This window comes from Shewanella sp. GJ50-10, assembly GCF_055808815.1.
In genome coordinates this window covers 4,306,245-4,329,920 of sequence record NZ_JBVVSS010000001.1, presented here as the reverse complement: position 1 = coordinate 4,329,920, position 23,676 = coordinate 4,306,245, and the positions used below count along the sequence as shown (strand labels likewise).

Sequence of the window (23,676 nt, the reverse complement as noted above, 5' to 3'; positions counted from 1 at the left end):
GCATTGTAAAGATTGTCAGGATTGTTTTCAAGCTTAACTGAATATCAGCAATGATGAGCTCGCGAGGATTATTGACTGAACCCGGGTGATTTACAGTGTAAATTTTTACTGAATAATTGATTGAGAACAAAAAAAACCTTCAATGAAATTGATTTGGTTTGACTATCAAGGTATTTTACCTAAATACTTTGATAGTCAAACTAAAGGTGCCGTGTGCGATTTACAACTGAACATCAACATGACTTTTGTGCTCAGCAAAGTGCTGGCGAAAAGAGAACATTCTACGTATTAATATTAACTGTGACCGCTATGGTTGTTGAGATCATTGCTGGCACAGTATATGGCTCGATGGCATTGCTAGCTGACGGTTGGCACATGGGCACCCATGCTGCAGCGTTCTGTATCACTTTATTTGCCTATCGTTATGCCAGGAAGCATGCTGATTCTGATAAGTTTTCGTTCGGAGCGGGTAAGGTTAGTGTATTAGGCGGCTACACCAGCGCAATTGTTCTGGGTGTGGTGGCGTTATTAATGATGGTTGAATCCATTCATCGGCTGCTTAATCCGCAAACCATTCATTTTAATGAAGCGATTATGGTGGCTTTTTTTGGATTAGCGGTGAATGTTGCCAGTATTTTCTTGCTGGGTGAGCACCATCATCATGATCATGGCGATTCACACGGTCACTCTCATGGTCATTCACATGGTCATTCACACGGTCACTCTCATGGTCATTCACATGGTCATTCACATGGTCATGCTCACGAACATCACCATGAGAAAGATAGTGTTCATTCTCATACCGAAAAACATCATGATCATAATTTACGTGCTGCCTACATGCATGTTTTAGCGGATGCTTTAACCTCTGTATTAGCGATTATTGCGCTGGTTTTTGGCAAGTTTTACGGCTGGCATTGGCTAGATGCAGTGATGGGCATCGTTGGTGCGATAGTGATTACGAAGTGGACATTGGGCTTGATGAAGCAAACCAGCCCTGTGTTATTGGATGAAAGTATCGATCCGCAATATAAGCAGCTGATAGCAGACGTATTGGCGCCTTATGCTGATATTAAAGATATGCACGTTTGGAAAATTAGCGGTCATCATTATTCTGCAGCGTTAACCTTAGTGGCAAAACAAGCAGATTTTTCTATCGCTGAATATAAGACCTTATTGAGCCAATTTGATAAAATCCATCATCTGACACTTGAAGTCCACCCAATGAGTTAACTCAATGAGCAATATTGAAAATTTAAATCAAACCATTACTGAATTTTACGACAAGATGTCTTCTTGGGAGCAGTCTGTAGTTAAAGAAACAGGCTATAGCCTTGCGCAAACTCATACCATCGAAGTGCTGGGAACATTTGGCGCGCTCAGAATGAAGGAGTTAGCGCAAAAACTCGGTATCACCACTGGAACGCTTACTGTGCAGGTGGATAAATTAGTGAACTTGGGATTGATGGAGCGAACGCCTCATCCAGAAGATGGCCGTGCAATTGTGGTGCAATTAACCGCATCTGGGTTAGATATTCACCATCAGCACCATCAACTACACCTTGATTTAATGGGGGATCTTACTCGCCATATTGATTCTGAAGAAGCCAAAGTGCTGTTGTCATGTTTACAAAAAATGAATCAAGAATTTTAGTGTCTAGCTCGTAAAACTCTGTTCTATATGTAACTAAAAGTAACAAAAATATCTTTAAATCAATATTTTAACCTTGATGAAATACTGTGTTACCCTGAAAAGGATATACTACAAAAGGGTTATGATGTTGAGGTTGTATATGGATATATTATTGATGAAAAGGTGGCGTATTTGCCTATTCGGCTGCCTTTTTGTGCTCAGCGCTAACGGATTGGCCAAAGAAACCTTATTAGAATTACAAAACGCTGTGGCTGAAATCAGTCCTGCTGAAGCAGTCGTGCTGCTGGATAAATTTGATATAGCCAGCAGCGGGCTTTCGGCAGAAGAACAAGCGCAAGTGTATTTTCTTTATGGTCAAGCCTACGAAAAAACTCGTCAATTAGATCAAGCGATAAGTAGTTATGATAAAGGCATTGCGCTGGTTAAATATCTACCCGTTTCAGACATTCTTATTGATAGCCATTTAGAACGTTCTTTTGCACTGTATCTTCAATCAAATGACCCTACGACCTATTGTGTTGACAGAAAGCAAGCTCTTGAATATGCCCGTAAACACACTAATTCTGAACTCCTTGCTAAAACGCTGACCCAAAATGCTTTCTGTTTTATAGAACCTGACACCGTTTATAAAGGCATCGATTTACTTGATGAAGCCTTAATGGTGGTGGATAAAAGTGAAAGCCTTAATGTTCATCGTAAGGCTATGATTTATAATGCTACAGGCAGTTTGTATCGCCGTGTTGGTTTACATCAGCGCGGCTATGAAAACTTTAAAATTGCCTATGAAACCTGGAAAACCATCAACGATATCGAAGATATGTTTAACATGCAGCACAACATGTTAAGTCAAGCAATTAAGTTAGGTGATTGGGGTAAGGCTGAAGAAAGTATCCAACAGCAATTTGAATTAGCGCGAGTTGCCAATGGTGAAGGCGACTTATTGTTTTTCTCCCACCTGAATGCAGGACAACTGGCGCTAAGAACCTATGACTTCACTCAAGCTGTGGTTCACCTTGAAAAGGCCGTTTCGCTGCAAGAGACCACCAGAGAACAGTATTTTATTACTAGCACCTACTTGTATCTCGCGCTTGCCTATACGCGCAGTGGTGATTTAAATAAAGCGGCTGAAATGGCAAGAATATTTAGGCTGGATGAAAAATTCCCTGCCAATATGAAGGACATGATGTTAAAGGCTGATGCCATTATTGCATTAGCAGAAGATGAGCCAATAAAAGCTGCCAATTTCTTTTTGCAGGTTATTGATATTGAACGAGAGAACAATCAAAGCATTATTGACAGTAAAGTACTGACGACTTCATTGGATCATAATATTAAACTCGCTGCATTTGAGAATGAGCTACTTGAAAATCGCCTTGCTATTAATGAGTTAAATTGGGCTGCTATTGAGGATAAAGAACGTATTAGTGATTTAAGGCTCACTTTATTCCTAGTACTTGCTGTGGTGTTATTCGGCATAGTACTGATTTTATTGCACTCAAGAAAAACCCTTAAAGAGCGTGCACAAACTGATTACCTCACTGGCTTATCTAATCGTGGCTACACCTTCCAAAAAGGGCAGAAAATTATTGATAGGGCCATCCGTAAGCGCCAAGCCGCTTCTGTGATTATTTTTGATATCGATAATTTTAAATCTATCAATGATCGCTTTGGCCATCATATTGGCGATTTAGCGATTAAAGCAGCGGCCCAAAGAGCCCGAAGTTGGCTTAAAAAGAAAGACTTAGTCGGTAGAATCGGCGGTGAAGAGTTTTTAATTATCTTGGATAATACTAATCTTGATGAAGCCTTTACTATTTCTGATAGGCTGCGAAACGGTATCGCGAATCAGTCATTCCACTTTGATGGCATTGATGTTGAGTTTACTATTAGCTTAGGCGTGGCAACGTTAGATAGCGTATCAACGACATTATCAGATCTCACTAAGCAAGCCGATGACGCCCTATATCAAGCTAAGTTTTCGGGTAAAAACAAAGTATATTTAGCCGAGCAGTGTGCTTAATTACAAGTGAACAGAGCGGTTAAAATCCGCTGCCGACGTTAAAGTAGAGAGCACTTTGCTCCTCACTAAAGGCAATATCAACCCCCATATGGATGCCGTAACGACGAGCTATTTGATAACGAAATCCTACACCGTATGCAGAAATGAGTTCGTCAGATGAAGACTCTGTCATCGTGTTTGCCGACGATGAATTTAGCACTGCATTATCTTGATAGGTGTAACCTAAGCCGTAAAAGCCAGATAAGGTCCAACGATGATTAAGGTGATACATGACCTGTGTTTGCAATGTAGCGACTTGATCGCCTTGATACCTAAACGATGACACCCCGCGTAACTCAATATAAGGCTTAACTGTAGGCGGTAGCGCATCGTCTTTTGCGTAAAAAGCTTGGTAATCTCCCGCAACAGCCACTGTCCACTTCTCAGCCACCGGCCAAAAGCTTTGACCACTTATTTCAAAGCTATCATAGAGGTAGTCTGAGCCAAGTGCCTCGTTATAACTCATGTATTCTGCAGAGACTAAATAACCTTTCGAAGGGTAAAAAATATTATCGCGAGTATCATATTCCGCGGCTAAACCAAGTCCTGATGAGGTGTTATGTTCTCCAAGCGTTTGCTGGAAAATCCAATCAACAATTTGGTTCGAAGATGAAATACTCGATTGTGCCCAAAATTGTTTTACACCTAACATTAACTGAGTTTCAGGGATGCGAAACAATAGTTTTTGACTGGCAAAAGCCGCAGTGGTTTGGGTATCAAAACTGACAGGTTTGTCGATGGGCAGTAAACCGCCTAAGTTAGAGTAAAGGTCAAAATTGACCTTACCGGCCCCACCTATGGCGGTATAGCGAATATGATCTTGCTGCCAAGAGTGACGATGTCCAGCAAAAGCAAACCAAGATCCATTTTCAGTGGCTAATGCGCCTACTGCGGTCATGGCTGGAGGGATTAATTGCGCCCCACCGTCTAATGAGGCCATGGCCTTTTCTTGTCTAAGGGCCTTTTCTTCCTCAGATTCATGCAAAAATAATCCGGCAATACCGCCACCGAAACCGACAGCTGGCTCGGTAATAATTACCGGTACAGGTAGAAAACCATGCGCATTTTCAGCTAGGTAATTACCCATATCAAATTTGCCATCAATAGGATCATAGAAACTGCTATTGGCGTCTGCATCTGCAAAGGCTGAACTACTCAGCATCAATGATGATAAGACTATTTTTTTGAACATGAATGAGTACCTGAAAGCGATGAGTTGTCAGAGCTGTGAGCAATATAAATGACGAAGTCTCTCACAATAAAAAAGCGGCAACGGGAACCCTTGGAGTGGTGAAGTGTACTTATATTGGCGATAAGTACTCCCGTTGCCGACTAATGCCCTAAGGCGAGATAGAATTTACTCGATGAATGTTATTTAGCTAACTCACTTTTGAAGGATCAAACCCTCTAACTCGATCAAAGCAGTGAAAATCGAGCAGTGTTGTATTGGTTTCTATTACAGTTATTCAATCGGGGTAGGGAAAGCAATTCAGTTTATTTTAACAACATGTTTTGCTGTTTTTTGCACCTAATTGGTGCGGGTTATGAGTTAAAAGTCAGCAGGTCAGTGTTTGAATTGCTATTTCAAGTATACAAAAAACGCCATCGGTATAATTATTTTAGTATTTAAAATCAATACCTAACATTAAGTATTGAACCATTGTAGTGCAAGCTTAGTTAAGCTGGCATGTTCCCTGTAACGTTTAAGTTCATCAGCAAGTGATGCGTGAAACGGAAGGGAAAGCTCATGATGACAAAACCGCTTATTTTTACCGATATGGATGGCACTTTACTGGACCATTATGATTACAGTTTCTCCAGTGCGATTGGCGTGATTGAAGCGCTAACAGAAAAGCAAATTCCCATTATTCCTAATACCAGTAAAACCTTTGCTGAAATGGAGAAAATTCAACAAACCATTGGTTTTAATTCACCGTTTATTTCTGAAAATGGGGCAGTGGTATATATCCCTATCGGCTATTTTGACAGCCAACCTGCAGATACTTTTACGCAAGGTTACTACTGGGTGAAAGAGTTTTGCGAACCCCGCGAGCACTGGTTACAGCTACTCGAAGCCAAAGCTGATGATTTTGCCAGCGACTATATTGGTTTTTCGACACTCACAGCCCAAGAGTTATGTGAGTTGACTGATTTATCGGAAGAGAAAGCCACTTTAGCGCTCGTGAGACATTACTCAGAACCATTGTTGTGGACGGCAGGTATCGACCGTAAGCAAGCCTTCATTAAACATATGAACAGCCTCGGTGCCAATATGTTGCAAGGCGGGCGCTTTTTACATGTTGGTGGCCATACCGATAAAGGTCGCGCTATGGATTGGCTTGCACAAGTTTATGCCGACAAATACCAAACGCGAGTGCAAACCATTGCTTTAGGTGACAGTGGTAATGATAGCGCCATGCTAGAAGCTGCTGATGTGGCAATTCAAATCAAATCTCCTACGCATACATTCCCGAAAATCATCACAGACAATAAAACCATGCAAAGTCAGCATTATGGCCCTAGAGGCTGGGCTGAATGTCTGCAAGCACTGTTATTAGAGTCATCAACACCAACACCATCATTTACGCTTGAGGAGGCATAACATGGCTGATTTCTATCAAAATGGCATTGTTACTACGCTACATAATTTAACTCAACGCACCCATGATGAAATGGAAAAGGACTTGTTGAAGTTCTCTAAAACGCGTCCTTTAGGCTTGATTTTACCTTCATTATTTTCAGAATTAGAAGGCGAAGCGCTGCCGAACATTGTCGATAAGCTGAAACAAGTGCCTTACCTTAATGAGATTGTGATTGGTCTTGATAGAGCCGATAAAGCGCAATATCAACAAGCATTAGGCTTCTTTAACCAATTGCCACAGCATCACCGTGTATTGTGGAATGATGGCCCAAGATTACAGGCATTAGATGCCAAATTAAGCAAGCTAGGTCTTGCACCAAAAGAGCTCGGTAAAGGACGAAATGTTTGGTATTGCATGGGTTATACCTTAGCGTCAGGTAAAACAGAATCTGTGGCGTTGCATGATTGCGATATTGTCACTTACGAAAAGTCTTTATTAGCCCGTTTACTCTACCCAGTGGCGAATCCACAGTTTAACTACGAATTTAGCAAAGGCTTTTATGCGCGAATGTCTGATGGAAAAATCAATGGCCGCGTTTCTCGTTTGCTGGTTACTCCGTTAATTAAAGCCTTGCAAAGAGTGTTAGGGCATAACGAATATTTAGAATATATGGATAGTTTTCGCTATCCATTAGCTGGTGAATTTTCGTTTCGCCGTGACGTACTAAATGACTTACGTATACCAAGTGACTGGGGCCTTGAAATTGGGGTACTCAGCGAAATGCACCGTAACTATGCCCATAATCGTATTTGTCAGGTTGATATTGCAGATAATTATGACCACAAGCATCAAGACTTGTCGCTTGATAATGCCGAAGAAGGCTTATCAAAAATGTCGATTGATATCACCAAAGCATTTTTAGGAAGTTGGCAACTCAAGGGGAAACCTTCAACACTGAAGCCTTTAGAACATTAAAAGCGACCTATTACCGCATCGCGCTCGATTACGTTGAAACCTACCACAATGACGCCTTAATGAATGGGTTAACCACTGACATCCATACTGAAGAAAAAGCCGTTGAAATGTTTACCCAAAACATTGTCACCGCAGGGCAACGATTTTTAGATAATCCAATGGAAACACCATTTATGCCGACATGGAGCAGAGTGATAAGCGCCATGCCTGATGTGCTTGAGCAGTTAAAAGCCGCGGTCGAAGCGGATAATGCCGAGTTTATGTAAAGCGAAGGAATGGGGTTTTCAGATCTATCGTTTTGCTGTGAGGGCTTAAACCAAGTCGGTTCAAGCAATTTACAGATTAAACAAGACTAACGTTAGAAGAAAGACTTATGACAGAAATAGAAAGTTTAAAGCACAAGCTTATACAGCAACTTAATTGCATCTATAAAGACGTTGAACTAGCGCTTAATAGTGATGAACTTGCAGATACCTTAATCGATGCTATGCGCATTGAGCAAGGCGGCTACACGCCCAAACCATATACTAACCATTGGTCTGAACAGGATGTGGTGATGATTACGTATGGTGACAGCATCATGAGCCCAGCTCAAAAGCCATTAGCCACTTTGGCGGAATTTATGGATACGCACCTTGAGTGCATTAACTCGGTGCATATTTTGCCATTTTTTCCGTTCAGTTCAGATGATGGTTTTGCGGTGATTGATTACTCCAGTGTCAATGACGGTTTAGGGGATTGGTCAGATATTAAAGAGATTGCCAACAAGCGACGGTTAATGTCTGATTTAGTCATTAACCACTGCTCTAGTCGTAGCGCATGGTTTCAAAACTTTATTAAAGGTGAAGGTGTCGGTCACGACTACTTTTTTACTGCCGATATCGATGACGATTTATCTCAAGTGGTTCGCCCAAGAACCTCTGATTTATTAAAACCGACCCACACCAGTAAAGGTTGGCAGCACGTATGGTGCACCTTTAGTCATGATCAAGTAGATTTCGACTTCCGAAACCCGCAAGTCATGCTGGAGTTTGTACGAATTATTCGTCAATACCTCGATGCTGGGGTGAATATTTTCCGTTTAGATGCGGTGGCTTTTTTGTGGAAAGTGATCGGCACTAAATCGATCAACTTACCGCAAACCCATGAAGTAATTCGTTTGCTGCGTACGCTGATTGAACATGCGCAGCATGACGCGGTGGTGATAACAGAAACCAATATTCCTAATACCCAAAACTTGACCTATTTTGGTAATGCCAATGAAGCTCATTGTATCTACAACTTTTCATTGCCTCCGTTACTGATCAACACCTTAATCACAGGCAGTTGTTTGTATTTGAAACGTTGGCAAATGAGCATGCCGCCAGCCCAAGACGGCACCACATACTTTAACTTTATCGCATCCCATGATGGGGTGGGCTTAAGACCTGTCGAAGGCATATTGGAAGATGAGGAAATCAATACGCTAGTCGACACCATGGCTTTATTTGGTGGACAGATTTCCAGTCGAACCAGCGAAGATGGTCAGAAAAAGCCTTATGAAATGAATATTGCCCTTATTGATGCTTTGCAAGGCACCACTAAGGGTAAAGATCAGTTTGGATTAGCAAGATTTACTTGTGCCCACGCCATTATGCTGGGTCTTGAAGGCATTCCTGGGATTTATATTCATAGTCTATTAGGCACTGAAAATGATTATGAAAAGCTGGCAAATACTTCCCATAACCGATCGATTAATCGCCACCGCTGGGATTACCAAGCGCTCAACGGTTTGTTAGCTGATGAGCGAAATACTCACAGTAAGGTGTTAGCTGCATTAACCAAACTTATTAGTATTCGTACGAATCAAAAGGCATTTAATCCTAATGCTACCCAATTTACCTTGCATTTAGGTTTGCAGTTGTTTGGATTTTGGCGTCAAAGTCGTGACCGCAGACAAAGCATATTTTGCATCAGTAATATTTCCGACCAACCGATGGACTTACCTTTAGCTGAGCTAAATTTGATTGGTACTGAAACCTGGTTTGACTTAATCGATGGTGAAGTGATTAGCGATATTACTGCGGTGCAGTTACTAGAGCCTTATCAAACCGTATGGATAAGCAATGTGGCTTAAGGTCAATTTAAAAATAAAAAAACCAGCATTTATGCTGGTTTTTTTATGACTTTCAGCCGAGATTATTTAGCTTAAAGGTTATTTTTCTGCAAGAGTATATTGCTTCAAAATATCTTCAAGATCTGCTGATGATTGTGATAGATTTGCCGCGAGAGATACCGAGCGGTGGGCTGTTTCTCGAATGGTTTCTGCCTGACCACGAATATCGTTTAACTGTCCCGCAATATCACGTGAAGCTGCGCTTTGTTCTTCTGATGAGGCGGCAATTTGCGAACTCATATCAAATACATGGCTAATTGAATCCACCATGTTATCTACATCTTGGCCTACAGATTCAATGGCGGTTCTGCCTTGATCGGCTTGAGAAACAATATCAGTCGTAATGTGCGATAAGGTATTGGTGTCTTTCTGCAATCCTTCAATCATGGTTTGAATTTCTACCGTGGCTTGCTGAGTGCGACTCGCAAGGGTGCGAACTTCATCGGCAACGACCGCAAAACCTCGACCTTGTTCACCAGCGCGGGCAGCCTCAATGGCGGCATTTAACGCCAGTAAGTTTGTCTGCTCAGAAATACTATTAATTGTCGTTACAACCGCACCAATATTGGCTGCAGCTTGGGATAATTCGCCTACTGAGGTTGAAGCTTCTGAAATACGGCTAGTGAGAGTGCCAATGCGGTTTATCGCTTCGACAATTTGCGCTTGACTGTTATTGGCTTGAGCTGAGTTTTGTTGACTTTGTTCTGAGGTGCCGCTGGCATTATGAGAGACTTCTTCGATAGCTGCGGTCATTTGCGTCATTGCGACCGACACAGTATCTAAAAACTCATGTTGGTACTGAGTCAGCTCTTCGCTTTGATTGGCTTGTTGATTAAATTCATTGGCGGCTTCTGACAAGGTGTGTGCATTGGCGGCAATGGCTGTGACCATTTCACTCATGTTATCAGCACTGCGATCAATCTCGCGGGCGATTAAACTGAAATCATCGGTACCAAAAAAGTTAAGTCTACATGTAAGGTCGCCATCAGCTAGACGTTTAATCGCCACATACATATCCCATAAACCGCCACCTAATGAGGTAGAAGTCCAATAGCAGACTAAATACAAGGGTAGCAGACTGAGAAAAGCGTATATTAATAAGTTATTTGCACTTGAAAGTGGTACATCTTCCATCTTGGCGACATTAATAGTGCTGACGAGGTGTTGGTTACCGAGAGGATAACTAACAGTAACGTTATGGCCACTACGACTGTTTTCAGCGGCTGTGGAGAGGCGAGCCCCGATTTGCTGAGCAAACTCATTTAAATCTTGGCCGGATAGGTTTTGAGCCTTTGCGCTTTGAGCAAAAGCATCAATACGAGTTTGAGCAAATTGCTGAGAAGATTGCTCAATTTGTGCAGTGGTATTTAGGTAGTTGGAGGTGGCGATAATCGCGGTTAGCGCAGTGACAAGCGAACAAATCACCCAGAATTTGCCGTTTAAACTGAGCTTGATGAGTATGGCGTCTACTTTGCGAAAATTAATCTGTTTCATTTCAGTAATTCCTTGGCCACAGCTGAATGCTTGGTTGCATGTCAGTTTGTTGTGCTTTGCCGTATTGATATATGAGTATATGTTTATTCGGGTTAAATACTTTTAAAAGCCGTAATTTTAGCGCTGATATTTAATTTAAAGTCGAATACATCCCATTAGAATCGCATGGTAACGAGAATTCAGAGCGATTAATTGGAGACAGATCGCAGTCTGAGTTTTCATGATTTTTTTTATATTTTTTGGACTTTTTGACCTAATAAGTTATCGGCGTGAAGTAAGATAAGTTTAATCTAGGGCATCTCTTGTTCTAGGTACTTTTCTATTAATTTAATAAAGCTCAGTTTCATTTTTGTCGCCTCTTCCATGAGGCAAAGATTCATCAATCTGAAGTAAACCCACATAACAGTAAGAAATATAGTCTTGGTTATTGGCCTTGGCTAATCACCATATCATCGTTCGCATGCTGATAACTCTGATGGCTAACTATAGTTAATTTAGCTTTATGTTCAGAGGCGTTTGTATCAAATAGCTTAATCAAGTTACGACCCGATTTTTTGGCGTCATAAAGCGCGATATCTGCATGCTTATAAGCCAGTGCGGCATCATCTGTGATTTTAGCTATGCCACCACTAATGGTGAATGGCAATGCATCACTAGCCTCAATGACACCTTTAATCCTCTTAAGTACCGCTTGCGCTTGCTCTATGTTGGTTTGCGGCATCAATATGGCAAACTCTTCGCCGCCAACTCTGGCAATTAAGTCTGTCTCACGACATTGAACAGTTAATAGTTCGGCTAAGTTCGTAAGGGTTAAGTCACCAGTATCATGGCCCAAAGTGTCGTTTATGTTTTTGAAGTGATCAATATCGATGATCCCTAAACAGGCTTGAGAATTCGGGTATCGCTTAGCAAAGGCGCTAAGATTGTTCAGTTCACTATCAAACTTTCTGCGATTCCATAAGCCGGTTAGTGGATCTGACTCGCTTTGATTTCTTAGCTTTTCTTCAAGTTGTTTACGGTGGGTGATATCGGTAAAGGTAATCACGTACTGTTTAACAGCGCCTAGACCACTTCGCAAAACTTGAATACGAGCCATTAGCGCATAGTCATCGCCCAATTTGTTTTGCCCCATTATTTCACCTTGCCAACAGCCTTGATGTAAATGATCTTTAATTTGGGTCATTTCAGCCTGTGAAAGCTGGAAGTTAAGCTTATTGAGTGGTTCACCCATTAACTCATTTTGAGAAAAACCTGAAATCCGCACAAATTGCTGGTTAGTTTTGATTAATTTGTAGTGCTTGTCAGCAATAATAACGCCTGCTACACCATTAAAAGCCGCTTCCATTAGCTGTTCACTCATCAGGTTATTTTCATGATTGTTATACAGTTTAAAAATGTAGCCACTGACGCCTAAAAGTAATAAAAGAAGTAAACTGGCGATGGTGAGTAGATGGTTTTTTTGCTCGGCCACATAGGCTGAACTGGTTGGCGTGGTAATAACAACGTATTTGCCTATATGGGCATAAACATCATTTAAGCCTAATTCAGTATATGAAAAGGTTATATCATCAGTGGTTAATCGACCTTCATCCGATGACAAAATTTGTTGCCATAGAATTGGAAACGTATTCGCAAGATTATATTGATCAGCTCCTGTGATTAAATGACCTAATACTTCAGATGGATTGTCACTGGCGAGTATATTGCCATTTTCATCAATAACTCGCGTAATAAAGTTATCACTTTGCATTTCATCAAAGGCGTTAAGAATATTGGTAACGCTAAGGTTAATCACGATATAACCTTGACGCACAGATTGATGATAGACAGGCGTCATGATTCTTAAACTGGTTTGAATAGGCTTAGTGATTTGACCATTTTTAACGTCAATATCTACAGGCCAAGTGCCAATTTCACCTTTTTCAAGCTGCTGCGCATATAAAAAATATGGACGTTTTGATTTGTTTTCTAACTGAGTTAATGCTACTCGCTCAATGCTATGTTGGGTGTTATTAACCCTTATTTGCTCAATTCCTTCCGCATTCAAGTAGCGCATTTGTGAGTAGACATTTTCATTCTTCATAATGAAATAAAACATATTTTCTAAAGCAGTACGATTACGCGAATTAATCGTTTCGGTGAATAGCTCGACCTGTGGGCTGGTGGATATTTTTTTAATGATGTCATCGACTTCTTCAACCTCTCTTGATAATTGCTCTGAGGCAAAAGCAAGACGCTGATTATGACTATCATTAATGCGAGTTAATTGATCAGCCTCGATCCGCTGGTATTGATTAAAAACATACAGACCTAAGCTGACCCCAAAGATCAGTACGATGCTAAAAATAAGTTTGAATACACGGATATTCTTATTTCGCAGGGTATTATGCATAGGTTTTTATTACTCACTTAAACGGAAATGAGATTAATGGAGTCAATCTCTTCAGCAGCTACTGTAAATGAGTGGATTAATTGATAGTTACCTTTGTGTGCCAATCTTCATGAGTAAGTGCTAATTAATAAATTATTGAGTTAGGGAGTTTGTGCTAGCGTTAGACGTTTAAAACTAAACTGACTAACTATTCGACTAATAAAAGACTTCTAAACTAATGTTTTTAAATGTTTAATATAAAATCGTGAAATTCAAATTAAAGCGTAAAAACTATTGCGCAACTTAAATCAGCTGGTTAATCTATCAGCAGAAACATATTGCGTGTCGAATAGTGAAGGATTGCTATTGAGTAAGTGAAAAGGAGCTTTCGAGTTATTGATATTTCTCTCTTTCTTTGCATTTTCCTGTAACAAACTATCCCTAATATGCCTTCAGTAACAATTAGTTATTAATGTTTAATAATGCCTACTAGATAGTGGGTTTAATGAGGTTAACAATGAGCGAAGAAACAAGTTTACAAGTAGAAGAGATCAATCAAGACTCAAAAAATCTGGCGTTATTATGCTGGATAGGCACCATCTTTTTTGGTTTTATCCCTGGATTGATTTTATACCTGGTTAAAACTGACGATAGTTATGTTCGTGAGCAAGCAAAAGAAGCCTTAAATTTTTCGATCACGGTTTTTATTGGTTATTTTATTTCAAGCATTTTAATGTTTATCGCGATAGGTATATTGATGGTGTTTGTTGTTTGGGTTGTCAGCTTAGTATTTTGCATCATGGGCGCTATTGCGACTGCAAAAGGCGACAATTTCAAAGTGCCATTTACCTTACGTTTAATTAAGTAAGCGATTTGGTGGGATTCAGCAAGGCGATGCCGATTAGTCGGCGATATTTATTGACTGATCGTCTTGCTGGGTCAGCGAAAAGCTTAAAAGGAATATTAAGTGGAATCGAACGTTTTTGATCGTAGGCACACCACAGATAACATTATCAGTGGCCCTTTATATAATTTAGTCATTGGCCTAACCCTATGTTGGGGCTTTGGCGTTAATTGGTGGATGGTCACAAACATCTCCCCAGAAGCCATTGCTTCTGTTAATTCATGGGTTTTCTTTATTGGCTACTTTGCCTCATGTTTTTTGGGTGTTTACCTATTTTCATCATCAGATAAACCCATTGTCAGTTTTATTGGCTATAACTTTGTCGTGGTGCCATTTGGCTTCATTATTAATTTAGTGGTGAGTCAATACGATGCGGCGTTGGTGTCAGAGGCAATTCGAATAACTGGCTTGGTCACTATTGGGATGATGTGTTTAGGCACTTTATTTCCAGCCTTTTTCAGTAAAATTGCCGGCGCGCTAACCATTGCTTTAGTGTTGGTGATCATTGTTGAATTGATTGAAATATTTGTATTTGGTATTCATCACGGCATATTAGATTGGATAGTGGTGCTGATATTTTGTGGTTACATTGGTTACGACTGGGGCCGTGCTAATCAAATCCCTAAAACCGTTGATAATGCGATTGACAGTGCAGCAGCACTTTACATGGATATTATTAATCTATTCCTCAGGATTTTACGTATTCTGGGTCGTAAATAGATATCAAGCTGGCTGTAAACGAAAGAGCCGCAAGGCTCTTTTTTGTTTTATAAAATTGTTCATGTAACGCGATTCCTAGGGAGTTTTAATGCAATTAGTTAAGCCAAGTTTGCAATACCGCCAAAGCTATTTGCATTACATTGCAGAGCTGGGCGATGAAGAGCGTTACCCCTTTCCACTTGATTTTGACTGCGAAGATTTTGAAGCCATGCTGCAAAAAAATCAGGACTTTGCTGACGGGATAAATTTGCCTCAAGGCTATGTGGCTAGCGAAACCTATTGGTTTGTATCAGGCAAAGAACTTGTTGGTGTATCTAATTTGCGCTTGAGTTTAAATGACACTATTCGCCATTGTGGCGGCCACATAGGTTTAGGTATTCGTCCAAGCTATAGAGGTAAAGGTTTAGGCGCTGAACTGATGGCACAAACCATCGCTATGGCAAAACGTAAAGGTATCAACGAGCTGCATATTCATTGTTATAAGCAAAACGTCGCATCTGCCAAAATGATTATGGTTAACGGTGGGGTGTTACATTCTGAAATCGAATTAGTTGATCAAGATAAGGCTGACAACAAAAATCAACACGATAACGCTGCGGCAATAATACAACGTTACCGTGTCAGTTTATAAGCAGGATTAGTTCCTGGCTGGCAACTCCTTAACCGACTAGCAGGGCGGCAACTTGGGCAAGTTGAGCTGCAAGTTCTGGATTATTAATTTCACCTGTTTCAGCATCAAAGTTTTGATAAAAACTAGGTACAGATATTGAGCCTTTTACATCAGCGGCAAAGTAAGGCGCAGAACCTGTTGCAGCTGCTAAAACGCTAGCCGCACCGCCAGGGCCAGGTGATGTAGCCAGTAATAATGTTGGCTTGCCTTGAAACACTTTTTGATCAATACGCGATGTCCAATCAAACAAGTTTTTATAAGCTGCAGTGTATGAACCATTGTGCTCCGCAAATGAAATCACTATGGCATCAGCGCTGCCAATTTTGTCGAAAAATGCTGTAGCTAAAGCAGGCTTACCGAGTTCTTTTTCACGGTCTTCGCTGAATAATGGAATTTCGTAATCGTTGATATCAAGTAGTTCAACCTCTGCATTTTCAACTAATTTGGCTGCCTGATTAGCCGCATAGTTTGCTAGTTGCTTGTTAATTGATTGACGACTGCTGCTTGCTGCGAATGCTAAAATTTTCATATTATTGCCTTAGGTTCTATTAACCGTTTTAAGATGGTTCTATTAACCGTTTTAAGATGATTCTATTAACCGTTTTAAGATGATTCTGTAATAAGAACTAAATTGCTTTATAGCTGATTTAATCCCTTATATTCAATAAATTCAACCACATTTCTATCGGGGTCTCTGATAAAAAATGAGGTTCCTGTTACATGGGTCATTGGCTCGCCACTGAGTGGAATATTCAATTCAGCCAATGTTGCCATGACAGCCTTTGCATCAGTTACTTCCAGTGCTACATGGGTGTATCCCGTATGTTTAGTTGGAATATCCATTAACACATTGGTATCTGCGTCTGCAGCATTCAAAATGAAATTGATATTAATTCCACTTGGATGTTCAACAATGGCTACGGGTTCGGGCCCTATTGGGCCTGCGATATATTTAAATCCCAATTGAGCATAAAACGCTTTTGATATTTCAAAATTTTTCACACGTAATCCGTAATGATTGATGCGAGTGATATGTTCCATGTTCTAGCTCCTTTGTTAAGACTGCTGCTAACCGATGAAGCTACTTTACTGAAATATGATCGGCTGATTAAGTGACTAAAAGGGAAATTATTGTTTCCATATGACTTGGAATTAAATTGATATTTGTTTATTTGGTTATAATTGGAATATATTAGTTGAGGTATCAATTAGGCTAGATATTCACCTGATGAGCCATTGGGATGGACGATAAAGCTGCTCAGAGTATTAAAGAAAATGAAAGGGATGACATATGAATTTGGATACTAAGTTGTTTGATGGGGTGGTTATCTTTACTCAGGTAATCGAGTTAGGCAGTTTTTCTGAAGCGGCAGATAAAACCGGTCATTCAACGTCCTACATCAGTAAAGCAATCACCAAATTAGAGCAAAGGTTAAATACCCGCTTACTGCATCGCACCACTCGTTCATTAAGCTTAACCCCAGAAGGAAAGTTGTTTCATCAACAATGCGTGCAAATGGTCACCGATGCTGAGCAAGCGGTAGGCATGTTAGATAGCAACCTGCAAACACCATCAGGAACATTAAAAATAAGCTGCCCTGTGACTTTTGGTTTGCAGTATTTGCAGCCTATTTTGTCTTTGTATATGCGTTTATACCCTCAAGTTAAACTGGATATTGATTTTAGCGATCGCCGTGTTGATTTAGTGCAAGATGGTTATGATTTAGCGATACGTGCGACTCATCAACTTGAAGATTCCAGTTTGATTTGTAAGCGTATTGGCCAGTTCCATGCCTACACAATTGCCACGCCAACATATTTAGCCAAGCATGGTATACCGCAATCCCCAGAAGATTTGATTACTCACCAATGCATTTGCTACAGCAATTTGAAGCAGCCTAACCGTTGGGTGTTCGAGCATCCGCAGCAGGACACGGTCACGATTGATGTGCCACAAGTGATTAGTTGCAATAATTCAGACATGGAGTTAGCGATGGTATTAGATCACCACGGTATTTGCCGTTTACCGTCTTTTTATCTCACTCAGGCATTAGCTGATAATACGATCACTGTGTTGTTTGAGGATTATCATCAACCTGAAGTCGATATTTATGCGATTTATCCGAGCCGTAAACACCTTACGCCTAAAGTAAGGTGCTTGATTGATTTGCTGGTGGAGCACATGCCGTCGCAAACACCGTATGCTCCGCTTAATAACTAGATAAATTTCTAGCAGGAACCTAGCTAGATTCCTCGCTAAATTCCTAGTGAAACTCCTAGTGAAACGGTGAGTTAACTTTTAACTCGCCAGTCGAGTTTGATCTACTGGCGTGGTCGACTTATTGAGTGGGTTTTTAGATAAATACTCAAATAAGCCCGTTTGCATATTCACATTCCAGAATCGACCAGCAAGAGTAAGACTAAGCGCATTATCGTCTACAGTGGCAAGCCCATTTTGTTGCCAAGCTTGAAATAATGGCTGCAAATGAGCGAGTACCGTTGCTTCTATATTGCCGAATGCCAGCTTTCCAGAGTCTAAGCCACGTTTAAATACAGCATCAAATGCTGCAGATGGATTAGGACTTAATGCCATTCCTGGTACTTGTGCAGGTGCTAGCTCTGACAGCTTTTCAGGTGTTTGTGCTTGATGCCATTCTTTTAAATCTCGGGCATTCATGATGCCATGACCATGGATACTGCCACCGCCTCCAGCGCCAAAGGGTAAAATTTCGATGCCACTTTTGGCGAGGGAGTTATAAATGCTGCGCTCACGATCATCACGACGCCAATGGCAGCTAGATAAACGTTGCCATTGCTGGGCTTCTAACTGGTTAGCGCCATAGGCATACATATTGGCGCGGGTTTGACTGTCGGCTTGAAATTCGCTGGTGTCAGTACCCAGAACTTTGCCTTTTTCACTGGCTTTATCTATTCGATTACCCGCCAAACCAATGAGTTGGTATAAGTCGACGCCGTGGGCACCGCTTTCCATTGCCGCTTGAATATCTTGTTGCCAAATCTCCATGGTTTGACCCGGTAAACCAAAGATTAAATCGATAACAATGCTAGCCGTAGGATGTTTGCTTAAATGCTGCAGCCTCTCAATTAAAGTTTGCTTATCATCAAATCGACCTGCAGCTTTACGCACTTCGGTATCAAAACTTTGTACCCCAAATGAAAATCGATTGAAGCCATTATCAAGGGCGCTATGCCACTTATCGTCATCAAATCCGTTAAGGCGCCCTTCAAGGGTTATTTCGGTATCTGCCCTTAAAGGAAATTGCTGAATAGCCTTACCCAGTGCGGCGATTTCTTCAGCTTTAATATCGGTTGGTGTACCACCGCCAACATACACGGTATCAAAAGGCTGACTCTGCGCTAGTGGTGTTTTTGCTGCAATGGTCAGTTGTTGACACAAGTTAGTCATGTAATCGCTGATACGTTCAGGTTTAGCACCATTTTCAAAGAAGTTACAAAAACTGCAGCGTTTACGACAAAAGGGAATATGGATATACAAAGCTCTTTTATCAGCCCCTGTCGGTTGCTGCCACCACTGAACCCACAAGTCACTGCTGACCTGTAGTGGTCTACTGCCGCTACGACCCGCATGGGGTGCGCTTTTTACTTTAAAGGCATGTTGTAATGGATCAGGGCTAGCAATACCCGTCATGGTCGGAGTTAGTATCATGATGACTCTCAGCAAATTGAAAAACTATTACTGTAATGATAATCGTTATCATTTGATCTTTTGTAGGGATAGATCAAGTTTGCTGGCTTTGCATTGTAAATCTTGTCATTGAAAGGCATAAAAAAGCCCAATAACATCAGTAATTGTTATTGGGCGTTTTATTAATAACTTAAGCTGTCTTCAGTACTTACTATTGCGCTCGCTATGATACAGCTCAGTTCAGCCGTCATATGTGCAGAATAAATTCACTACAGAATAAACGTCGCCACTAAATCGTTTAATGATTTGGCCTGCACTTTTAAGTCTTTTGCCTTTTGAACGCTTACTTCAGCCCCTTTGGTAATGTCATCTGTGACATCTTTAATGGCCACAGTGTTTTGAGTGATCTCACTGGTCACTTGGGTCTGCTCTTCTGCTGCGGTAGCAATTTGACTGGCCATATCTGAAATCAAAGCAACCGCTTGGGTTATTTCTTCAATGGCGACAGTCGCTTCATTGGCATCATTAACACTGTTGCCAGCTAAAGCTTGGCTGCTTTGCATTAATGTGACAGCACTCGATGTGGTTTGTTGCAAGGTTTCAATGGTTTCATAGATTTCTTGAGCAGAATCTTGCGTGCGTCGAGATAACACCCGCACTTCATCTGCTACCACGGCAAATCCACGACCTTGTTCACCAGCACGAGCCGCTTCAATTGCAGCGTTCAATGCCAGTAGGTTGGTTTGTTCTGCAATGCCTTGAATGGTTGAAAGGATGCTAGAAATTGCATTGGCATGTCGGCTTAATTCACCAATGACATCAGTTGCCTGAGTCACTTCATCGGCTAATAAGTTGATTGATTGACGGGTATTATCCACCAGACTTTGACCTTGAATACTGCTATTACTCGATTGCTGCGCAGCAGTAGCAGTGCTTTCTGCATTGGCTGCAATTTCTTGAGTAGCACTGGCCATTTCGGTTACCGCAGTAGCAACCATGGTGACTTCTTGCTGCTGAATTTGCAGCTCTTTCTCAGCCAAATGAGTATTGTTTAGGCTTTCATCCGCTTCTTTATCCAGCTTGCTGGCTAATTCTCTAATTTGAGTGATCAGTTGATGCTGGCTGCCCACAAAGCGATTAAAGCTAGCAGCTAAGGTGCCCACTTCATCTTGAGAGTCGACTTCAATACGCTGGGTTAAATCACCATTACCGTCGGCGATACGAGCTAGCGCTTGTGATACTCGTGCTAGCGGCGCTAAAAGTTGGCCAATTAACCATGAAATAACAGCCATACTCACTAACAAGACCAGTATTGAGATAGCTAGTTGAGTAAATAATAAAGAGCTTAATGGTGCTTCTAGAGTCTGTTGATCGAGTACTAATACTAATTCCCAATCTGTGTGAGGAATATCTTCTGCCCAGACTAATTTGTCACGACCTTCAGGGTCGAAGTGAATTGGGATCAGTTGGTTAGATTGACGGTTTTTATTTAGTAAGCTGTAATCTAGATCTGAATCAATTGCACTAATGTGTCCCATTGCTTTGTTAGCATCTTTATAGGCGATAACAGTGCCGTCTTTATGCATCATGATAGCGAAACCATTTGAAGGTAACTTCATTCTATTGACGTCATCTACCAGTGCATCAATTGATAGATCACCGCCTACCACGCCATTTTGTGTTTGCTGAGCGATGGTAACCACTAAGATATTGTAAGCAACATCAAGATAGGGCTTAGTTAAAATTAACTCTCTTTCGCTAGTGGCTTGCTGATACCAAGGGCGTGAACGAGGGTCGTATCCTGTACGGTCAATGCTTGGATCTGAATCAATCATCTCACCAGAGGCTTTACCAAAATAAGTCAGTTCAAACCGACCTGAAGCTTGAGCTTGTTGCAAGGCGTCTAAGGTATTGTTGTTAGCCTTAGTCCCTAAAGCGTTGATGACATCCTTACGGGTTGCAAGCCATTCGCTAATCCGTTCAGCCTGTTGGGTACTCAAACGTTGAACCTGTTCAAGGTTCGATTGAATGAGCATGTCCTTTTGATTCGAATAGCTCTGCCAAGAAAGCAAAGCAATAACCATTGAAAGCGCAACCAGTACAGGAACAAGAATTTTTTGCTTTAACGAATAGGATTTCATAGCAACCGGTAATGTTAGTAAATAGTGGAATCGGAGTCATGAAGCCGTTCTATGGAATCACAACTGCGTTAATTGGGGCGGCGGATAATGGCATAGTTCCGTATGTTTTAATAGCAAGCAGGCTATTAAATGAGCCAATAAAACAACTTGATAACCAATGCTCTACGAGAAGGATACAAGTGGGATTTTTTGCATAAAGCTATGGGTAAAATCATTATCCGATTTAAGACTTATAGCGACTTGGATGGGGGGATTCTTTAATTCTTCGTGAAATATGGGCTTGGCAGTAGGGAGCCGCAGTAGAGAGTTAGCTTTAGTGCTTAACAAAAAGCTATCAGCGACTGGTTATGTCACTGACAGCTTATTGTTGTTTGAAAAAGAGGATTAGCTAGTTCGCATCCACATAAAGTTGCTTAAACAGTCCGGGTTGAGCTTGCAGACTTTGCTCAGTTCCTGATTGACTGATTTTACCGTCATCAAGCACCAAAATACGGTCAGCCAAGCGCAGGTTATTCAGTCTATGAGCAATAATTATAGACGTACGCTGCTGTAAAAACTCGCTAAGATTAGCAAGCACTTTAGCTTCGGTTACCGCATCTAATGCCGAGGTGGCTTCATCTAATATCACTACTTGGGGCTGGCTTATCCACATTCTGGCAATCGCCAAGCGTTGCATTTGACCACCTGAAAGCCGAGTGGTTGAGCGGCCTAAATCGGTATCAAGCTTATCCTGCCATTGGGAAACCGTGTCACTCAGTTCTGCATGGGCTAACGCTTGCCACAATTTGTCATCATCAACCTCAACTCCAAAGGTTAGGTTATCGCGTAAAGTGCCTGCAATTAACTTGGGGTGCTGAGGTACATAGCCCACTTGTTGACGGAATCGATTGATACCATATTCCGTCATGCTTTGGCCGTTAATACAAATACTGCCCGATTGCGGCGAATAAAACCCTAACAACAAATTGATTAACGTCGACTTTCCGCCGCCGCTCATAGCCAGCAATGCGACAGACTCTTTTGGCGCCAGTTGCAGGGATAATTGTTTGAATAAATGCGGCTCTTGCTCAAATCCAAAGCTGACATTATTAAAGTCTATGCTGATTTCCGATGTGGCCGAACCTTGCGGTGCCGTTTTGGTTAAATCTGCACTTTCCTCAGCTGCTTCAATGTCTAAATCCAGTAAATTATTGAGCCTTTTCATCGATGCCTGAGCGCCAAAACGTGCGTATTGAATATTCAGCAGTTCTTGTATCGGCCCCATTAAATACCAAAGGTAACTGAATACAGCGAATATCTGTCCGACGGTTAAGTCTGATACCAACACCATGAATATCGCCATGGCGCGAAAGCATTCAAACCCAAGCAAGAAGGTAGTGAAACTGAGCTTGTTTAATGCATCTGTTTTCCATTGGTTAGCAATAGCGTGGTGACTAAGGCTAGACGCGAGTCCAAATACCCTTTGATAGTAGTGTTTTTCTTGTTGAGCTAAACGTAACTCTCGAGTGGCATCGACTGTATCAACAAGGGCTTGCTGAAAAGCTTCTGTGGCGGCATTTTCTTTACGGCGCAACGTTTTTACATGCTCTGCAAAACGTGATGAAAAATAAATAACCAATGGATTAAGCAAGATGATCATTAAACCGAGTTGCCAATTTAGCCATAGTAAAACGCTGGCAATGGCGACGATGGTGAGAACGCTGATGATTAATCGTGACAGGGTGTCACTGACAAACCGCTCGACAGTGTCGACATCGGTAATGCATCTTGAGGCTAATCCTGCACTGCCATATTTGTCGAAGGCGCTAATTTGCATCTTAGGTAATTGCATCAACATTCGTTGACGCACATCTAAACTGATCCGTTTAGCTATTTTGGTAAACTCGCGCGCCTGAACCACTTGAGTCACCATGGTTAGTAAGCGCAGCAGAATAACGGCGACTAATACGGTGGCAATGTAAACGCTAGGTTTATGCCAAGCTTCGGGCAATATTGGCTGTAAATTATTGAGTAACCAACCTGTTTGCCCCAATAAGACTTCATCCACCAATAAGGGCATTAGCATTGGGATAGGTAAGCTTAATAAGGTTGCTAATACAGCAATGAGGTTGGCTTGTATCAGTTGGCGTTTATGGGCAATGATTTTTTGTTTTAGCCACGCCCAATTGAGCCTGGAGTGATCTTGTAAGCTTGTTTGAGCGGGTTGTCTGCCTGCTTGAGGGTTTTGCTGAGGAATATGTTGAGCCAAAACTAATGTCCTTAATCGGAACGTTACTGCACAAAT

General features: G+C 41.4%; 17 protein-coding genes and 1 pseudogene. 10 read left to right on the top strand and 8 right to left on the bottom strand.

Going from position 1 to position 23,676, the window contains the following annotated elements; translation table 11 throughout:
• Positions 1-213: 213 nt before the first annotated feature.
• The 3 genes from AC0L4E_RS18290 to AC0L4E_RS18280 all read left to right on the top strand — a co-directional run bounded on the left by AC0L4E_RS18290 (position 214) and on the right by AC0L4E_RS18280 (position 3,674).
• Positions 214-1,233: a cation diffusion facilitator family transporter gene (locus tag AC0L4E_RS18290; protein ID WP_473680843.1), complete on the top strand. Its 1,020-nt coding sequence runs from the start codon at positions 214-216 to the stop codon at positions 1,231-1,233.
• A 4-nt stretch (positions 1,234-1,237) separates the two neighbouring features.
• Positions 1,238-1,654, top strand: coding sequence for a MarR family winged helix-turn-helix transcriptional regulator (locus AC0L4E_RS18285; protein WP_473680841.1), 417 nt, complete (start codon positions 1,238-1,240; stop codon positions 1,652-1,654).
• 139 nt (positions 1,655-1,793) lie between these two features.
• On the top strand, positions 1,794-3,674 hold the full coding sequence (locus AC0L4E_RS18280; RefSeq protein WP_473680839.1) for a GGDEF domain-containing protein: 1,881 nt from the start codon (positions 1,794-1,796) through the stop codon (positions 3,672-3,674).
• Between the two features lie 19 nt (positions 3,675-3,693).
• On the opposite strand, the gene AC0L4E_RS18275 is transcribed toward AC0L4E_RS18280, so the two are convergent.
• Positions 3,694-4,905 carry a BamA/TamA family outer membrane protein gene (locus AC0L4E_RS18275; protein ID WP_473680837.1) on the bottom strand — a complete coding sequence of 404 codons (1,212 nt, stop codon included), beginning with the start codon at positions 4,903-4,905 and terminating at the stop codon, positions 3,694-3,696.
• 555 nt (positions 4,906-5,460) lie between these two features.
• On the opposite strand from AC0L4E_RS18275, the gene AC0L4E_RS18270 reads away from it, so the two are divergent.
• The 3 genes and pseudogenes from AC0L4E_RS18270 (at position 5,461) to AC0L4E_RS18260 (ending at position 9,386) form a co-directional block, all read left to right on the top strand.
• The gene (locus tag AC0L4E_RS18270; protein ID WP_473680835.1) at positions 5,461-6,315 is read left to right on the top strand and encodes an HAD-IIB family hydrolase; all 855 of its coding nucleotides are present in this window, start codon (positions 5,461-5,463) and stop codon (positions 6,313-6,315) included.
• Position 6,316: 1 nt separating this feature from the next.
• Positions 6,317-7,536, top strand: a pseudogene (locus AC0L4E_RS18265) (glycosyltransferase family protein).
• A 107-nt stretch (positions 7,537-7,643) separates the two neighbouring features.
• Positions 7,644-9,386: a sugar phosphorylase gene (locus AC0L4E_RS18260; protein ID WP_473680833.1), complete on the top strand. Its 1,743-nt coding sequence runs from the start codon at positions 7,644-7,646 to the stop codon at positions 9,384-9,386.
• Between the two features lie 78 nt (positions 9,387-9,464).
• Here AC0L4E_RS18260 and AC0L4E_RS18255 read toward each other — a convergent pair whose 3' ends face one another.
• Both AC0L4E_RS18255 and AC0L4E_RS18250 read right to left on the bottom strand, forming a co-directional pair.
• Positions 9,465-10,919: a methyl-accepting chemotaxis protein gene (locus AC0L4E_RS18255; protein ID WP_473680831.1), complete on the bottom strand. Its 1,455-nt coding sequence runs from the start codon at positions 10,917-10,919 to the stop codon at positions 9,465-9,467.
• Positions 10,920-11,343: 424 nt separating this feature from the next.
• Positions 11,344-13,311 (bottom strand): sensor domain-containing diguanylate cyclase, encoded by a 1,968-nt coding sequence (locus AC0L4E_RS18250; RefSeq protein ID WP_473680829.1) that lies wholly within the window; start codon positions 13,309-13,311, stop codon positions 11,344-11,346.
• A 496-nt stretch (positions 13,312-13,807) separates the two neighbouring features.
• Between AC0L4E_RS18250 and AC0L4E_RS18245 the strand changes: the two genes are divergently transcribed.
• From AC0L4E_RS18245 to AC0L4E_RS18235, 3 genes are all read left to right on the top strand, one after another.
• Positions 13,808-14,158 (top strand): DUF4870 domain-containing protein, encoded by a 351-nt coding sequence (locus AC0L4E_RS18245; protein ID WP_473680827.1) that lies wholly within the window; start codon positions 13,808-13,810, stop codon positions 14,156-14,158.
• Between the two features lie 99 nt (positions 14,159-14,257).
• Entirely contained in the window at positions 14,258-14,914 is a 657-nt protein-coding gene (locus tag AC0L4E_RS18240) for a Bax inhibitor-1 family protein (RefSeq protein ID WP_473680825.1), read from the top strand.
• Between the two features lie 88 nt (positions 14,915-15,002).
• Entirely contained in the window at positions 15,003-15,545 is a 543-nt protein-coding gene (locus AC0L4E_RS18235) for a GNAT family N-acetyltransferase (protein WP_473680823.1), read from the top strand.
• Between the two features lie 28 nt (positions 15,546-15,573).
• On the opposite strand, the gene AC0L4E_RS18230 is transcribed toward AC0L4E_RS18235, so the two are convergent.
• The gene (locus AC0L4E_RS18230) at positions 15,574-16,113 is read right to left on the bottom strand and encodes an NADPH-dependent FMN reductase (protein ID WP_473680821.1); all 540 of its coding nucleotides are present in this window, start codon (positions 16,111-16,113) and stop codon (positions 15,574-15,576) included.
• Between the two features lie 107 nt (positions 16,114-16,220).
• Entirely contained in the window at positions 16,221-16,625 is a 405-nt protein-coding gene (locus tag AC0L4E_RS18225) for a VOC family protein (RefSeq protein ID WP_473680819.1), read from the bottom strand.
• A 250-nt stretch (positions 16,626-16,875) separates the two neighbouring features.
• Here AC0L4E_RS18225 and AC0L4E_RS18220 point away from each other — a divergent pair, with 250 nt between their 5' ends.
• On the top strand, positions 16,876-17,805 hold the full coding sequence (locus tag AC0L4E_RS18220; RefSeq protein ID WP_473680817.1) for a LysR family transcriptional regulator: 930 nt from the start codon (positions 16,876-16,878) through the stop codon (positions 17,803-17,805).
• Positions 17,806-17,883: 78 nt separating this feature from the next.
• On the opposite strand, the gene hutW is transcribed toward AC0L4E_RS18220, so the two are convergent.
• From hutW to AC0L4E_RS18205, 3 genes are all read right to left on the bottom strand, one after another.
• The gene (gene hutW / locus AC0L4E_RS18215) at positions 17,884-19,272 is read right to left on the bottom strand and encodes a heme anaerobic degradation radical SAM methyltransferase ChuW/HutW (RefSeq protein ID WP_473680815.1); all 1,389 of its coding nucleotides are present in this window, start codon (positions 19,270-19,272) and stop codon (positions 17,884-17,886) included.
• A gap of 248 nt (positions 19,273-19,520) precedes the next feature.
• Positions 19,521-21,392: a methyl-accepting chemotaxis protein gene (locus AC0L4E_RS18210; protein ID WP_473680812.1), complete on the bottom strand. Its 1,872-nt coding sequence runs from the start codon at positions 21,390-21,392 to the stop codon at positions 19,521-19,523.
• Between the two features lie 388 nt (positions 21,393-21,780).
• Positions 21,781-23,640, bottom strand: coding sequence for an ABC transporter ATP-binding protein (locus AC0L4E_RS18205; RefSeq protein ID WP_473680810.1), 1,860 nt, complete (start codon positions 23,638-23,640; stop codon positions 21,781-21,783).
• Positions 23,641-23,676: the final 36 nt, after the last annotated feature.